Origin of the sequence: Blautia massiliensis (ex Durand et al. 2017), from assembly GCF_001487165.1 — a bacterium.
GTDB lineage: Bacteria > Bacillota > Clostridia > Lachnospirales > Lachnospiraceae > Blautia_A > Blautia_A fusiformis.
In genome coordinates this window covers 2,508,633-2,524,532 of the sequence record NZ_LN913006.1, presented here as the reverse complement: position 1 = coordinate 2,524,532, position 15,900 = coordinate 2,508,633, and the positions used below count along the sequence as shown (strand labels likewise).

General features: G+C 44.4%; 15 protein-coding genes. 13 read left to right on the top strand and 2 right to left on the bottom strand.

Translation table 11 applies throughout. The annotated features are described in order from the left end of the window. Nucleotides 1-113 precede the first annotated feature (113 nt). The 7 genes from BN3261_RS12510 to BN3261_RS12480 are packed head-to-tail and all read left to right on the top strand — an operon-like array spanning nucleotide 114 to nucleotide 6,744. The gene (locus tag BN3261_RS12510) at nucleotides 114-1,043 is read left to right on the top strand and encodes an ABC transporter permease (RefSeq protein WP_015526672.1); all 930 of its coding nucleotides are present in this window, start codon (nucleotides 114-116) and stop codon (nucleotides 1,041-1,043) included. A gap of 15 nt (nucleotides 1,044-1,058) precedes the next feature. Further along, entirely contained in the window at nucleotides 1,059-1,922 is an 864-nt protein-coding gene (nikC, locus tag BN3261_RS12505) for a nickel transporter permease (RefSeq protein ID WP_021650926.1), read from the top strand. Beyond that, nucleotides 1,903-2,694 (top strand): ABC transporter ATP-binding protein, encoded by a 792-nt coding sequence (locus BN3261_RS12500; RefSeq protein WP_015526669.1) that lies wholly within the window; start codon nucleotides 1,903-1,905, stop codon nucleotides 2,692-2,694. Before nikC ends, BN3261_RS12500 begins: the two co-directional genes overlap by 20 nt. Before the next feature lie 9 nt (nucleotides 2,695-2,703). Next, entirely contained in the window at nucleotides 2,704-3,642 is a 939-nt protein-coding gene (locus tag BN3261_RS12495) for an oligopeptide/dipeptide ABC transporter ATP-binding protein (RefSeq protein ID WP_059086421.1), read from the top strand. A 29-nt stretch (nucleotides 3,643-3,671) separates the two neighbouring features. Beyond that, nucleotides 3,672-5,240 (top strand): nickel ABC transporter substrate-binding protein, encoded by a 1,569-nt coding sequence (locus BN3261_RS12490; RefSeq protein ID WP_059086944.1) that lies wholly within the window; start codon nucleotides 3,672-3,674, stop codon nucleotides 5,238-5,240. Nucleotides 5,241-5,243: 3 nt separating this feature from the next. Further along, nucleotides 5,244-5,996 (top strand): class I SAM-dependent methyltransferase, encoded by a 753-nt coding sequence (locus BN3261_RS12485; protein ID WP_059086420.1) that lies wholly within the window; start codon nucleotides 5,244-5,246, stop codon nucleotides 5,994-5,996. 1 nt (nucleotide 5,997) lies between these two features. Further along, the gene (locus tag BN3261_RS12480) at nucleotides 5,998-6,744 is read left to right on the top strand and encodes a class I SAM-dependent methyltransferase (RefSeq protein WP_059086419.1); all 747 of its coding nucleotides are present in this window, start codon (nucleotides 5,998-6,000) and stop codon (nucleotides 6,742-6,744) included. An 11-nt stretch (nucleotides 6,745-6,755) separates the two neighbouring features. Here the strand turns inward: BN3261_RS12480 and BN3261_RS12475 are convergent, their stop codons facing one another. Continuing rightward, nucleotides 6,756-7,529, bottom strand: a complete 774-nt coding sequence (locus BN3261_RS12475; RefSeq protein WP_110925807.1) for an alpha/beta hydrolase — start codon at nucleotides 7,527-7,529, stop codon at nucleotides 6,756-6,758. A gap of 204 nt (nucleotides 7,530-7,733) precedes the next feature. On the opposite strand from BN3261_RS12475, the gene BN3261_RS12470 reads away from it, so the two are divergent. The 4 genes from BN3261_RS12470 to BN3261_RS12455 all read left to right on the top strand — a co-directional run bounded on the left by BN3261_RS12470 (nucleotide 7,734) and on the right by BN3261_RS12455 (nucleotide 11,893). Then, the gene (locus tag BN3261_RS12470) at nucleotides 7,734-8,609 is read left to right on the top strand and encodes an FKBP-type peptidyl-prolyl cis-trans isomerase (RefSeq protein ID WP_059086418.1); all 876 of its coding nucleotides are present in this window, start codon (nucleotides 7,734-7,736) and stop codon (nucleotides 8,607-8,609) included. A gap of 74 nt (nucleotides 8,610-8,683) precedes the next feature. Further along, nucleotides 8,684-10,078, top strand: a complete 1,395-nt coding sequence (locus BN3261_RS12465; RefSeq protein ID WP_059086417.1) for a hypothetical protein — start codon at nucleotides 8,684-8,686, stop codon at nucleotides 10,076-10,078. 90 nt (nucleotides 10,079-10,168) lie between these two features. Beyond that, nucleotides 10,169-11,173 carry a U32 family peptidase gene (locus BN3261_RS12460; protein WP_059086942.1) on the top strand — a complete coding sequence of 335 codons (1,005 nt, stop codon included), beginning with the start codon at nucleotides 10,169-10,171 and terminating at the stop codon, nucleotides 11,171-11,173. Between the two features lie 237 nt (nucleotides 11,174-11,410). Beyond that, the gene (locus tag BN3261_RS12455; RefSeq protein WP_021650238.1) at nucleotides 11,411-11,893 is read left to right on the top strand and encodes a GNAT family N-acetyltransferase; all 483 of its coding nucleotides are present in this window, start codon (nucleotides 11,411-11,413) and stop codon (nucleotides 11,891-11,893) included. Between the two features lie 118 nt (nucleotides 11,894-12,011). Here the strand turns inward: BN3261_RS12455 and BN3261_RS12450 are convergent, their stop codons facing one another. After that, nucleotides 12,012-13,031, bottom strand: coding sequence for a LacI family DNA-binding transcriptional regulator (locus BN3261_RS12450; RefSeq protein ID WP_059086416.1), 1,020 nt, complete (start codon nucleotides 13,029-13,031; stop codon nucleotides 12,012-12,014). 394 nt (nucleotides 13,032-13,425) lie between these two features. Between BN3261_RS12450 and malQ the strand changes: the two genes are divergently transcribed. Together malQ and BN3261_RS12440 are read left to right on the top strand one after the other, a co-directional pair. Then, complete coding sequence (malQ, locus tag BN3261_RS12445; protein ID WP_015526658.1) at nucleotides 13,426-14,934, top strand: 4-alpha-glucanotransferase; 1,509 nt, start codon at nucleotides 13,426-13,428, stop codon at nucleotides 14,932-14,934. Between the two features lie 276 nt (nucleotides 14,935-15,210). After that, entirely contained in the window at nucleotides 15,211-15,840 is a 630-nt protein-coding gene (locus BN3261_RS12440; protein ID WP_059086415.1) for a metal-dependent hydrolase, read from the top strand. Nucleotides 15,841-15,900: the final 60 nt, after the last annotated feature.

Sequence of the window (15,900 nt, the reverse complement as noted above, 5' to 3'; positions counted from 1 at the left end):
AATAAGCTCTGCCTGAGGTGGAGGTTTGTTTTTTGTGCTGATATGATGCTGGATCATATCAGCTTTTTTTATTTTAAAAACAATAAACAGATAAAAAATGAGGAGAGATGAAGATGGGAAAAGTAATTGCAAAGCGTTTTATATTTATGATTCCGGTAGTGCTGGCGGTTACATTTATTATTTTTATGCTGAGTTTTATATCGGCAGGTGATGCTGCCAGAGTGCTGGCGGAGAAAAAATATGAGCATCCGTCACCGGAGCAGGTAGAAGAAGTACGGCATGAGGAAGGACTGGATCAGCCGGTGCTGGTACAATACGGGAAATGGCTGGATCAGGCACTTCATGGCGATTTTGGAAAATCATATTCTACCAGAAAACCGGCTTTTGAGGAATTAAAAAGATATTTTCCACAGACATTTAAACTGGCAGTTACTTCGTTTTTATTGTTGATGATCGTATCAGTCCCTCTTGGAATTTTGTCGGCAATTTATGAAAACAGAGTTCTGGATAAAGTCATTCGCATTTTGTCGTCCCTCAGTGTATCTATGCCATCTTTCTGGATCGGTCTGATGCTGCTCTATATATTTGGAGTAAAGCTAAAAGTGATTTCCGTGATCGGAGGAGATGCCGGAGGCATCCCGATTCTTGCGGCATTTGCCATGGATATCAGTTTCTTTGGAATTATGACGAGATTGATTCGTACCAATATGATACAGGTGCTGAAGCAGGATTACATACGTGCCAGCAGAGCTAAGGGATTGTCATCTGTAAATGTAATTTTGCGTCATGGTCTGAAAAATATCCTGATTCCTGTGCTGACACGTCTGGTATCAATTGTGATCGGTTTTTTCTGTGGCTCAGCTGTGATAGAAAGTATTTTTTCAATTCAGGGAATCGGAAATCTGGCATTGAAATCCGTGATCTCAAAAGATACTCCGGTGCTGCAATGTTTTATCTTTATTCTGGCTGTTGGCATTGTAGTATTAAATTTTCTTGTGGATATCGCCTATTCTGCGATTGACCGGCGAATCCAGTTAAAGTAAAGGAGAGATCATAGAATGGGAAGCAGAAGAAAGCAGAAAACAGAAAAAAGCATGATCCAGAATCTGTACTGGAAACAGGTATTCCGGTCACCGAAAACAAAAATAGGATTGATGGTGGTCATAATTTTTGCATTGGCAGCTATTTTTGCACCTGTATTAGCGCCGCATGATCCACTGCTTGTGGATGTTTCGATAAAATTAAAGAATCCGTCGGCGGCATATCCTTTAGGTACTGATCAGCTGGGACGATGTATTTTATCAAGACTTCTCTGGGGCAGCCGGTATTCACTGAGCTATAGCTTTACGGTGCTTCTGATCACTGTATGTGTCGGGGTGCCGATCGGACTGTTTGCCGGATATGTAGGTGGAAAAATCGATTCCATAATTATGAGGATCATTGATGTATTTATGGCTATGCCGGTCTTTATTGTGGCACTTGCCATTGCAGGAACCGTAGGAGCCAGCGGCGCTCATCTGATTCTGTCCTTATCGGTCGTATCCTGGGCAGAATATGCAAGGCTTGCCCGAGCATTGACACTTCAGGAAAAAAATAAAAATTATATGACCGCACTAAAAGCCGGCGGCTGCGGCCACGCAAGGATCATATTTAGGCATGTATTGAGAAATATCCTGCCATCTGTGATCGCACTGGCAACAATGGAAATCGGTTCGATCATTCTGTCAATTGCCGGTTTTTCCTTTATCGGCCTTGGTGTGCAGGCACCGACACCGGAATGGGGGATCATGCTCAGTGACAGTAGAAGTTATATCCAGACTTATCCAAGACTGATGTTTTATCCGGGCATACTGATCATGATCATTGTTCTGGCATTTAATTATCTGGGGGAGGGAATACAGAATGGAACAGCCCAAAAATGATGTCCTAAGGGTAAAAAGACTACATGTGGAGTTTCAGACATCTCACGGAATGGTTCATGCAGTAAAAGATGTCAGCCTGGAAGTAAAACGCGGAAGGATCCATGCTCTGGTGGGAGAAAGTGGAAGCGGCAAGTCAGTTACCTCTCTGACGATCATGAATCTGCTTGCAGGAAATGGAAAGGTGATATCCGGAGATGTGACACTGAACGAAAAGAGTCTTCTGAAGTTATCAGGAAAAGAAAAACGACAGTTATACGGAGACAGGATCGGAATGATCTTTCAGGATCCGACTGCTGCTCTTGATCCGCTTTTTACAGTTGAACAACTGCTTCTGGAAGGACTGAGAAAACATCGCAGAATGAGCAAAAAACAGGCAAGGGAAGCAGCGTTGGAAAGTCTGCGGATGATGAATCTGCGTGATCCGGAAGAACTGATGAAGAAAAAACCTTACGAATTGTCTGGTGGTATGTGCCAACGTGTTATGATCGCCATTGCCATGTCCATGAAACCGGATTATCTGATCGCAGATGAGCCGACGACAGCCTTGGATGTAACCGTACAGAAGCAGATCCTGGAAGAAATCTATCAGCTATCCAGGAAAGAAAATCTGGGCGTGTTATTTATTACGCATGATCTGGGTGTGGTGGCAGAGATCGCAGATGATGTTTCGATCATGAAAGACGGCGAAATAGTGGAAAACGGAACGGTTGAAGAGATCTTTTATCATCCGCAGCATTCATATACAAAAAAACTGTTGGATGCAGTTTTATAGGGGAAAAGTATGAGTACGTTACTAAAGACAGAACATTTAAAAAAATATTATGGCAAGAAAAAAATTGTGAAGGCAGTGGATGATGTAAGTCTGGAAATCCATGCAGGATCATCCATGGCCCTGATCGGTGAAAGTGGAAGTGGTAAAACTACATTCGGAAAGCTGATCGCCGGCCTGGAGAAACCTACAGATGGAAAATTCTGGTTTCAGGGACAGGAAATGCAGGATTTGTCTGAAAAGCAGTTTCGTCCATATCGCAAGAATCTTCAGATGGTCTTTCAAAGCAGCAGCGGGGTATTTGATCCTGGTTATACCATTGGAGAAAATATTCTGGAAATTTTGAAATTACATGAAAAACTGCAAGAGGGTGAGTATGAAGAGCGAGTAAAGGAGGCTTTGATCCAGACGGGGCTTGATCCGGATATCCGCAACCGTTATGTTGGACAGATTTCAGGAGGTCAGTGTCAGAGAGCTAATATTGCGAGAGCATTGGTATTAAGACCGGAACTTGTGATCTGTGATGAACCGGTATCCAGTCTGGATTATTCCATACGAAAGCAGATCCTGCATCTGTTAAATGAGCTGCAGGAAAAATATGAGATGACCTATTTACTGATCACTCACGATCTGTCCAATGTTCCATATCTCTGCAAAGAGGTGGCTATTATGTATCAGGGACGCGTGGTCGAGTTTATCGATCATACGGACAGCTTAAAGGAGACTGCCGTGCATCCTTATACAAAAGATCTGTTTGATTCTATTCCGGTAAAAGAACCGAAAATGCGAAGAATCGGATCGCAGGAAAAGAAAATATTTTCAGATACCATTCCGGAACAGGGCTGCCCATACCAGAACCGGTGCAGAAGATGTACAAATATATGCAGAGAGCATATACCGGAATTGACAGAAATTGAAACAGGACATTTTGCGGCATGTCATATGTTGTAAAATATAAAACAAACAAAGGAGAGGAAGAAATGAAGAAAAGACGTGTAGCAAAACTGATAGCATTGAGCATGGTGGCGGCAACTTTACTGACAGGTGTCAATGTACAGGCAAAAGAGGAAAAAGTAGTTACGGCAATGACATCCATTGATCTGACTCCTGAACTTTGTGACCCTATAAAAAGTGGTCCGGACTTTCGTCTTTATGAAATGATCTATGATCCACTGGTGCGTTATGGAGAAAATGGAGAAATTAAACCGGCATTGGCAGAATCTTGGGATATCAGCAAAGATGGCACAACCTATACGTTTCATTTAAGAAAAGATGTGAAATTCTCAGACGGTACAGTGTTTAATGCAGACAATGTGATGTGGAATTATAACAGATGGGTGGAACAGGATGTGACCGGTAACTTTTCAGCCAAACTGGAAAATGTTACAAAGGTAGATGATTATACTGTAGAATTTAAGTTCGCAGAACCATGCTATACCCTGCTGATCGAATTCAGCTATCCAAGACCATTCCGTTTCACCTGTGAAAGTGCACTGGATGAAGACGGAGAATTTTGTCAGGAAGTGGGTACCGGAATGTGGATGATCGACAGTTATGAAAGCGGTCAGGAGGTTGTCCTGGTACCAAATCCTAATTATTACGGTGAGAAACCAAATATTGATAAAGTAGTTCTGAAACAGGTGGTAGACGGTGATGCCAGAGTGATGGCACTTCAGAGTGGAGAGGCAGATCTGAATCTTCAGGATATTCCATCCGAAAGCTTCAGTATTATCCAGGCAGATAAAAATTTATCGACAGAACAGCAGGTTTCCACACTTTCTTACTATTTGATCGAAAATTATGATACACCGGCGCTTCAGGATGTAAACGTACGTCAGGCACTGAATTATGCAACAAATAAAGAAAGCATTGTAAATGATCTGCTGGATGGTTACGGCAATCCGGCAACCGGACTTATGTCTTCGACAGTTCCTTATGTAACAGAAGAAAACAGCAAGGGCTATCCATATGATCCGGATAAAGCAAAGGAACTGTTAAAGGAAGCAGGATATGAGGATACAGATGGAGATGGTATTGTAGAAAAAGACGGAGAACCACTGAGCCTCAGACTGGTATTCCAGACTGAAGAATATGCTTCATGGAAATCTCTTTGTGAATTCCTGAAATCTGAATATGAGAAGGTTGGTGTAGGTATTGAACTGGTAGAAAAAGAATCCGCAGCTTACTATGATGAGATCTGGAACACCAGAGATTATGATCTGTGCATTTACCGCAGCTATGAAGATTCCTGGATGCCTCATGGATTCCTGAAATCAATGTTCTATGCGGAAGATGGAGCAAAGGCAGTAAACTGGTACGATGAGGAGCTGAACAAAGATCTCGGAGAAGTATTAAAGACACAGGATGAAGAAAAGCGGACGGAATTATACGATAAGATCCTCACACGTATCAATGATCAGGCAGTAACAGTGCCGCTGTATTATCCGAACCGTGATTATATCTATAACAATACCAGACTGACCAATGTAGAGCTTGCACCGACTGCCTATGAAGGCATTAACTGGGCAACACTGGATGTAGTGGAGTAAAAAATGTTTGAAAAGATCGAGAATAAATGGACAGAAGATTCCGGTGATTATGATGATATGATCCAAAAACAATTGAGTAACAAAAGAACGGTATCTTACTGGACAAAAGAATTGAAAAGACTTCTTGGACCTGAGCCCCTTCGTATTTTAGAAGTGGGCTGCGGCCCGGGTTTTATGAGCATCATAGCAGCGCGTCTGGGACATGATGTAAAAGCGATCGATGGTTCATCAGGAATGGTAGAAAAAGCCAGAAGGAATATGCGGCAGTATCATCAGCAGGTGGAAATCTGTGAGGAAGATGGTGTAACTTTGCCATTGGAACAGGAACAAAGCTATGATGTGATACTTTCCAGAGATGCGGTGTGGACATTATATGATCCGGAAAAAGCTTTTAGGCGCTGGAAGGCGGTATTAAAACCAGGTGGAAGGATCATTTATTTTGATGGGGATTATCGTACCATTGAACCCACGTTAAAAAATAAGATTCGTATGAAAATTGCTGATTTTCTTATTTATGTTACAGAAAGAAAAACATATGGATCTGACGTGAAGGAAAACAGCGGAATTTATGAAAAGCTGCCATTTACATCGCAGAAGCGTCCGGAAGCGGACTTTCAGATATTAAAGAAGGTACGCTTTGCCAGGATCCAGATCAGAGAGAACCGCTGGTTAAACAGACCATGGACGATGGATTTCTGGAAATACGGATATCAGGGAAAAAAATTTATTGTAGTAGCCACAAAGAAGGAGAAGTGACATGCAAAACGATAAGATCAAAGAGTACTGGGAAGGAGAAGCCGGCATTTACAGCGAAGGGATCAAGGCAGAACTGAAAAGTGAAACAGCAGAAAACTGGAAGAATCTGATTCTGGAGTATGCGCCGGAAAAAGAACATCTGGAAGTACTGGACGTAGGCTGCGGGCCGGGATTTTTTGAAATTATGCTGGGAAAAGAAGGACATCATGTGACCGGGATCGATATTACTGAAAATATGATCCATGAAGCAAAGGAAAATGTAAAGGCAGCAGGTTTATCCGCAGATCTGATGACTATGGACTGCCACAATCTGAATTTCCCGGATGAGACATTTGATATGGTTATCTGCAGAAATATCACATGGACGCTGGACGATCCACAGAAGGCTTACAAGGAGTGGCTGCGTGTACTGAAAAAAGGCGGACGTCTTTTGGTATCGGACGCCTGCTGGTATCTGCATCTTTATGATGAAGAAAAGAAAAAGATTTACGAGGCACATGATGCTGCTATGTGGGAAAAATATGGAAGAGGTATCCATGCTCATGAAGATGCGGAAACAGGGAAAGAGCTCAGCAGTAAGCTGTTTATGAGTGATAAAAAGCGTCCGGCATGGGATTTGGATTACATGATGGAGATCGGCTTTTCCAAAGTGTTTGCCCTGAAGGACATCAGTGATATTTCCAGAACTTCCATGGAACGTGAGCTGAACAAGCTGACACCTCAGTTTTTAGTGGGTGGAGAAAAATAAGCGGACCGGCGTTAAATAAAACGCTGGACCCGCTCCATTGTGGTTTTTAGAATAAAGATATCCGTCAGTACATCACCGGTTTCCAGAGAATGGTTGGCGTTTTGGGTGAGAAAGAGAGGTACATCTTTCTGCGCTGCCAGTTCCCGGATGGAATTGGTTTCGGCCCAGGGATCTGCGGTGCCGTGGAAGGCGATGCTTCCGGCAAGTGGGAAGGAAAAGGTCTCTGCAAGAGGCGTGAACAGGATGCTTTTTACAGTCAGATCGTGTCGGGAAGCATAGGCTGAGGAGATGACTGTACCAATGCTTTTGGAAATAAACAGAATGCTGCCATAGGAATTCCAGTCGATGCTGCCTAAGGAGCGTTCTGTTTGTTCCAGGGCAAGGTCAAAGGCCTGTTTCATTTTTTCAGGATCTCCTTTGACATTTTCCGGGAGGGTGCCATAGGATACAGTGCGGATTTTGTAACCGTGTTTGCTGGCAAGGCGGCTGGTATAGTACAGAAGCGGCTTGTCGGCAGTGTATCCGATGCCCGGAAAAACAACTGCTAATTTCGGGGCATTTTTATCTGCTCCGGCTGTATGAGCGGAAACTTTTGCATAGAGCATCTGCAGTTGAAGCTTTTCCTGAAGTTCCTTTAAGGTAATGGAGATCGTACAGGAATCGGATGGAAGATAATCATAATCAGTAACAACGCCGTCCTCTTCCATGGAATAAACAATGTGTGAGGAACCCATGAGCTCCATGTCTTCTTCAATATCTGAAAGTAATTCTTCGTATGATTTCATTTTAATTCAAACCTTCTTATTTAAAAAATCGTTTATTTTTACAGATTCTTCTATTATACTGGATTCATTGAATGACAGCAAGAGGTTACTGTTCACTGGCAATGTCCCGCGAGGTGTTTTTGTGAGAGAAGTTAAACCTTGCTTTTATCCTGCCTGCACGATATACTAATATAATACATATCTGATTAATGGAGGGTTTTACAAATGAAAATTGCAGCAACATACGACAACGGAAATATTTTCCAGCATTTTGGAAAAACGGAGTTTTTCAAGGTGTACGAGGTAGAGGATAACAAGGTTGTTTCCAGTGAAGTGATCAGCTCCAATGGCACCGGACATGGTGCACTTGCAGGACTTCTTGCAGAGCAGGGAATCAGCGTTCTGATCTGTGGAGGAATCGGCGGCGGAGCACAGAGTGCACTTGCTGAGGCTGGCATTGAGTTATGTTCCGGAGCACAGGGAGATGCAGACACAGCTGTGGATGCTTATCTGAAGGGCGAGCTGGTATCCACAGGTGTGAATTGTGATCATCACCATCATGAGGATGGACATTCCTGCGGAAGCCATGAGAATGGACACTCCTGCGGCGGTCATGAAGACGGACATTCCTGCGGAGGCTGTGGCGGAGGATGTGGTTCCCAGCCATCTATCACAGGCCCTAATGTCGGAAAAACCTGCCGTACACATTACAGAGGAACCTTTAATGACGGAACACAGTTCGATTCTTCCTATGACCGTGGCGAGCCACTGGAATTCATCTGCGGAGCAGGACAGATGATCAAAGGCTTTGATACGGCAGTTGCAAACATGGAGGTTGGCCAGGTGGTAGATGTTCATCTGATGCCTGAGGAAGCTTACGGTATGCCGAATCCGGATGCGATTTTTACACTTGAGATCGAACAGCTTCCGGGTGCTGAGGATCTTACTGTAGGACAGCAGGTATACCTCTCCAATCAGTATGGTCAGCCGTTCCCGGTTAAAGTTAACGCAAAAGATGAAAAAACCATTACTTTCGATGCTAATCATGAGATGGCAGGTAAAGAGCTGAATTTCAGAATTGAATTAGTAGAAGTGAAATAAGAAGGAACAGTGGGAGGTGCTGTATGGGAGCATATGGCATCTCCTTTTTTGTCTGAAGGGAGGAAGCTTTCCTTATGAGGATCGCTATGATACCATTTGGATTACTATCCGGTTTTATGGACAGCAAAGAAATCCGGATCACAGAGCTGGGTGAAGATGGATTTCGATTTCGGCTGGCAGAGGAATGCCCGGAACCGGAGCAGTTTCTGATCTGTTTTTACGATATGAAAAAAGCCGGGTACAGGAGAGTGGAGATCCGGAGGTTTGGGATGAGTGCAGCAGAGGAGCAATGCCTGCAGGATCAACAGCCAGTTGAAAAGAAAACCGGAAAATATTTTTACAGGGAATATTCTGTGAGAGTGGAACAGAAGGATTATGTACAGGAGGTTCGGCGTCTGGCCGGAGAGTACAACCGATATATCCGTCTGAAGCTGGATGGAGACGATGGAGAGCTGGCGAAATCACTGACCGGTTATCCTGCGGAGCTGGATGAGATGCACTGCAGGAGTCTGGAAGAACAGAAGAGACAGTGGTTTTTCAGAGAGGGTGAAAAGGCTTCCGGAAATCCACAGGATACAATGGGTGAAGAAGAATTAAAGCTTTTGGATAATACAGAGTTTGCCCTGGAATTAAACTGCACTTCCCTGTATGAAGAATATCTGCGCCAGCCGCTGCAGGCTTTTCTGGCGTCTTACTGGCAGAAGAATTATCTCACTCACAGTTATTTTGCAGGCCGGACACCGGACAGATTTTATATTGGAAATCAGTTCTGCCATAATCTGTTTCCGACAGAAGAGCAGCTTTTTTCTATCATGGATAAAATGTATTCGGAGGGATCAGAGATCACACTGGTATTTTCTTATATCCGGGAATTTATGCTTTCGTCTGTGGGAAAGCTTCTGGAAAAGGTGGATAACTGGTGCTGTATTCATGGGTTGAATGTGGAAATCGTAGTCAATGACTGGGCCATGATGGAAATGCTCTGTGGAAAAAAATCTCGCCTGCGTCCTGTTCTGGGGACATTGCTCAATAAACGAAAAAAGGATCCGCGAATGAAATATAAATCCGGTGATACCTTATTATTTCAGCAAAACAGCCTGAATGCGGGGTTTTATCGGGATTTTCTGGCTGAAGAATTTCATATCCACAGATACGAATGGGAGTCCTGCGGATATCCACAGGAGTTTCCGCCGGGAAAAAACAGTCTGCATCTGCCTTTTTATCAGACAAACACTTCGCAGTACTGTCCATTGTATGCTTTGTGCACCACTGGGGATCGTGGTACACAGCAGCTTGCGGAGCACTGTCCGAAATTTTGTGAAAAATACGCACTGCTTTATCCGGAACATTTACACATGGCAGGGCGGTATAACTCCCTGTTTGGTGTGGATAAAACACTTCCGGAGTCAACGGAAATGTGGAAAAATATAAAAGGCACAAAGCCGGATCGCATTGTTGTTAATATATGACAGGTGATGAGCAGGCTTCGAAGGTGGATCGCGAATATCCGTTTGACAAAAATACATTGCGGAAAAAAGGAACAGGACATGGAGAACAGTATGAAAATAACAGCCGGGTTAGGCTCCATAGATGAATATGAACGTTTCGTGCAGGCAGGAGCAGATGAATTTTTCTGTGGCTATGTACCCTTTTCCTGGGCGGAAAAATACGGCACAGTAATGCCGTTAAATCGCAGGGAGGTTCTCTGCTGTAATGTTCAGCTTGGAGCATACAGTGAGCTGGAGATCCTTTCCCGGATGGTAAAAAAATATAAAAAGCCGGTGCATCTCACCTTCAATTCCCTGTATTATCTTCCGGAACAGTATCCGGAGATCGGAGATATCATAGAAAAGTGCATGGGAATTGGATTTCGAAGCTATATCATTGCAGATCCGGCGCTTCTTGTTTATCTGAAAAACAGGGGGATTTCCTGTGAGATCCATCTCAGCGGAGAGACAGGGGAAGTGAACAGCGAAATGCTGAAGATGTTCCGGCGCTTTCCTCTGAAGAGATTGATCTTTCATCGGAAAAACACGTTCCGGGATATGCAGTCTGTTATTGCATCTCAGAGAGAAGTGGAAAAACAGGCCGGGATCCGACCGGAGGCGGGAATGGAGTTCGAGGCCTTTGTGCTGAATGAAATGTGCCAGTTTACGGGAGCATTCTGTAATTCTCTTCACTGTGATGAGATGGGATATCTTTGCAGGGTGTCCTATTGGCTTGGAACTGTACGGAATGGTGATGCTGTTCCGGAAAAAATAATGGCTCTTCAGGAGCAGGCGTGGGATCAGGAACCGGATCTGAAAGCATATGATGAATTCGGATATCTTTGTGGTGAGACAGGCTGTGGACTGTGTGCACTGTATCAGCTGAAGCAGGCAGGGATCACGCATCTGAAGCTGGTTGGCCGGGGAAACTATGTGGATCACATGGAAAAAGATATCCGGAATTTGCGAAAAGCGTTGGAAATTCTGGACGCTGCAGAAAATGAGAGGGAATTTCAGTATACATTAAAACGGACAGTGTTTCCGGCGGGGTGTAGCGGAAGATGTTATTATCAGTAACAAAAAGGGAAGCTTTTTTGAGTTAGAATAAATGATAAATGGGATGAAAACCAGAATCAGGAAAAGACATGGTGCAGATTGCAGATTTGACGGTCCTGGGAAAAAGCTATTTCCGGATTATTTGGGATCAATGGCGTGTGTCCTTCCTGAGTTCAGAGATCATTACATTTGCTGTGATCCTGATACTGGCGAGATCCGGGCGGAAAAAGAATGTATTTTCAGGAGAAAGGATATAAAATGAATTTCGAGCGTGTAAAAAGAGAAGAAGCAGATACAGTTCTGAAGCTGTACCGTTCATTGCTGGGGACGCCCTATTGTGTGTGGACAGAGGAGTATCCTTCAGAAAAAGAAGTGGAATTTGATCTTTCCAGAGATGCGTTGTTCTGTATGCGGGACGATGCGGGAAATATCGCAGGTGTGATCTCCATTGATGATGATCCAAATGTGGAATGTCTCACATGCTGGTCAGAAACCATGGTGCCGTCAGCGGAGGTCTCCCGGGTGGGAGTATGTCAGGAATTCCAGAATCAGGGGATTGCCGGGAAACTTCTTAAGGGTGTGATGGAAGAACTGAAGAAGCGGGGCTATAAAGCTGTACATCTTCTTGTTGCGAAGGACAATGTAAAAGCACTCCGTTCTTATGATAAGCTGAATTTTGAGAACGTGGGAGAGTGTGAACTCTGGGGACATATGTACTGGTGTTATGAGAAAGCATTATAAAAAATGAAAAACAGGTATCTTTTTGCCGGGCGGTAGATCGACCACCAATGTCAGATCGATAAGTGGTGGTCAATACACAGTCAGCAGAGAAGATACCTGTTTTTTGTTTGAAAGCAGATCAGATCCTCCGGCAGCTGTCCCTTTCGATCAGCTGGTGAGGTACAATGATCTTTGTGGCTGGAAGGCTCGGATTTTCGATATGACTGATCATCTGCGTGGCTGCTTCCATTCCAAGCTGCCCGGAGTTAATATCAATGGAGGTCAGCTGAGGCGAAGTCAGTCTGGCAAAAAGTGAGTTGTTAAAGGAAAGAATAGACAGATCCTCCGGTATGGAGATATCTGCTTCTATACAGATCCGCTCCAGGGAAAGCGCCAGAATATCATCACTGACAAGCACAGCTGTAGGGCGCTCCTCACTTAAAAGCAGCTTTCGAAGCTCCTGAAACTCATTCTGGGAAGCGGCAGGAACCTCTATACAGTATTCGGGCTGTACGGTTAATCCGTGGCTGATCAGCGCAGTCATGTAGCCGGTTTTGCGGTCTGCGGAAAAGACCAGGGAATTATCTACACCCAGATAAGCGATCTTCCGGTGGCCCAGAGCATAAAGATACTCCGTTGCCTCCTGTCCGGCCAGAAGGTTGTCATTATCGATATAGATCGTATGATTGGTGTATTGTGCCGGTTTTCCGATCAGGATATAGAGAAGTCCTTCACTGAAAAGAAAATCAATAACAGAATCATTCACACGGGAATAAAGAACAATAAATCCGTCAACCTTACCGCTTCTGGACATGGAACGTACTGCGTTAAGGATCTCTTCTTCATTCTGACCGGTAACAATGGTGCTGATATACTGATGTGCGTTACAGTAGTGGCTGATCCCCCGGATCGTCTCAAGGTAAAAGGAATTCTCGTATGTCTCCTTTGGGGATGGAGGCAGGATGATACCGATGGAGCGGGAAATCTGTGCTGCCAGGTTGCTGGCCTGGAAATTCGGCTCATAGCCAAGCTCCGCCATGGCTCTGCGTACACGTTCCTTGGTTTCTTCACTGATAGATGGATTATTTTTGCAGGTTCTGGAAACGGTGGACGGGGATACCCCGGCCAGAGCTGCCACATCTTTGATGGTTACTGCCATAAATTTGCCTCCTCACGGATATGCCGGATCAAAGCGGAAGTATGCCTCTGATCCGGCTTTTTTTATCTCAGTCTGATAGAGATATTGTAGTTCATAACAAGGATACTGTCAAACATATTGCACGGAAAATTGCATGAAATTGCGTAAAAACAGATGCACAGAAAATCAGGTAGTGAGATGCAGACAGATTCTGTTTGACATAATGAAAAACTGCACAAAATCAGGATGTAAAAATTGTAAGAAAGGTAGAAAAGACAAAAACGCATTGCACTTCATGCAAAATGGACGTATAATTTACGCAAACGATTGCGTAGATTATATGAATATGTATCCGTGAGAGGATAATAGATAAGATGCTCTGAGATGCAGGGCTCAACATAAGGAGAGAAAAGATATGGATAAAAGAGCAGCCGGCATTTTGATGCCGATCACAAGCCTGCCGTCAGAGTACGGCATCGGATGTTTTTCAAAGAGTGCCTATGATTTTGTGGACTGGCTGAAGGAAGCGGGACAGAGCTACTGGCAGATCCTCCCGCTGGGACCTACCAGTTACGGAGATTCTCCGTACCAGTCCTTCTCCACTTTTGCGGGAAATCCGTATTTTATCAGCCTGAAGGCACTGGTGGAGGAAGGCGTCCTTACAAAGGAGGACTGTGATAAGGTCAGCTGGGGAAGAAGAGCAGACAGCGTAGACTATGAAAAAATCTACAAAGGCCGTTACAAGCTTCTCCGCAAAGCTTACGAAAACAGCAACATCAGCGAGAATCCGGATTATCAGAAATTTGTTGCAGAAAACAGCTGGTGGCTTTCCGACTATGCACTTTTTATGGCAGTAAAGGATCAGTTCGGCGGTGTTGAGTGGACAAAATGGGCAGAGGATATCCGCCTTCGCTGGGCAAATGCCATGGACTACTATCGCAGAGAATTATATTTTGATATTGAATTCCAGCAGTATATGCAGTTCAAATTCTATGAGCAGTGGATGAAACTGAAAAAATATGCCAACGAAAAAGGCATTCAGATCATCGGAGATATCCCGATCTATGTAGCTATGGACAGTGCAGATACCTGGGCTCATCCGGAACTTTTCCAGCTGGATGAGGAGAATGTGCCGGTGGCTGTAGCCGGATGCCCGCCGGACGGTTTTTCCGCAACAGGACAGCTTTGGGGAAATCCACTGTACCGCTGGGATTACCACAGAAATACAGGATATCAGTGGTGGATTTCCAGACTGAGCTACGTATTCCGCCTTTATGACGTGGTAAGGATCGATCATTTCCGTGGCTTTGACGAGTATTTTTCCATTCCATACGGTGCAGAAAATGCCATTGGCGGTCACTGGGAAAAAGGTCCCGGGATCGATTTGTTCCGCAAAGTGGAGCAGGCCCTTGGCTGGAAGCAGGTCATTGCGGAGGATCTTGGCTATGTGACAGATTCCGTGCGTCAGCTTGTCCATGACAGTGGATTCCCGGGAATGAAGGTCCTGGAGTTTGCGTTTGATTCCAGAGATTCCGGTTGTGCCAACGATTATCTTCCGCACAACTATCCGGAGAACAGTGTGGCATACACAGGAACCCATGATAATGAGACCATCGCCGGATGGTGGAAGAGCATTATGGCAAAAGAGCGTAAGCTTGCCAGGGATTATCTCTGTGATAACTATACACCGGATAAAGAGCTGCATAAATGCTTTATCAGCCTGGTTATGAGAAGCAGTGCAAAGCTCTGTGTGATCCCTATGCAGGATTATATGGGCCTGGATAACAGCTGCAGAATGAACCAGCCTTCCACAGTAGGAAAGAACTGGAAGTGGAGGATCCGCAAAAGGGAGCTGACTGTGAAGCTTCAGAAAGAGATCCAAGGTATTGCACTTCGCTACGGACGTATGAACTGGTCTGATTAAAAGAGAGATCCAAGAGACATATTCCATTTAAACGGGACGTGAAAGAAAGTAGAAAGATTTTAGATAGAATCGTAATTTTTTATGTGATATAATGCTGTTTCGTGGAGGCAGCTGTCAGTAAAAGGTAAGGCTGACAGCTGCCTTATTGTATTTTTAGATCTGCGGTAAATGATAAAGTGATACATTTATATATGCAGAAGATCAGAAGAGAGTGTCTGATCTGTAGCAGTGGATAATCCTGAATAACGGAAGATTTTTTACAATAAGGGGAGAATTATGACAGGAAAAACACACGCGGCAGTCGGACTCGGAACAGTGCTGGCAGTTACACAGCCCTCTACGGTTTCCGGTCTGGTACTTGCGGCAGGAACAGGAATGCTTGGAGCATTGATCAGCGACATTGATGTAGGAACCTCCAAATCCCATAAGGATGCGAACCGGATCACGCTGATCGCGGTACTGCTTGTGGCAGCAGAGATCGCATTGAATTATTTTTATGATTTTTCTATCTGGGAAAAGGTCCGCAATAACCAGTCTATGGCGCCGGTTGCCATGGGAGTTATTATTTTTATTGCAGTCTGCGCCTTTGGAAAAAATCAGCCGCACCGGTCATTTATGCATTCGATCATGGCTATGGCCATTTTAAGTGCAGCCATATCCATGGTGTCCGTGAAGCTGGTCCTTTATTTTGTGGTTGGATTCGCATCACATCTGGTGCTGGACTGCTTTAACCGGAAACGGGTACGGATCCTGTATCCGCTGCCGGGCGGCATTGCGCTGGATTTCTGTAAGGCAGGAGGCTTTGTGGATTCCCTGCTTTTTAAGCTTGGATCTGTAGCTGTGATCTTTGAAATCGTATATCTGGCTGTGCAGATGGGAGAGAACTGGAAGCTTTTTCGAATGTAGAGGATGTTTTATTTACCGATTACGGATAATTTTATATGGGGCAGATATTGTTAAGCCAAA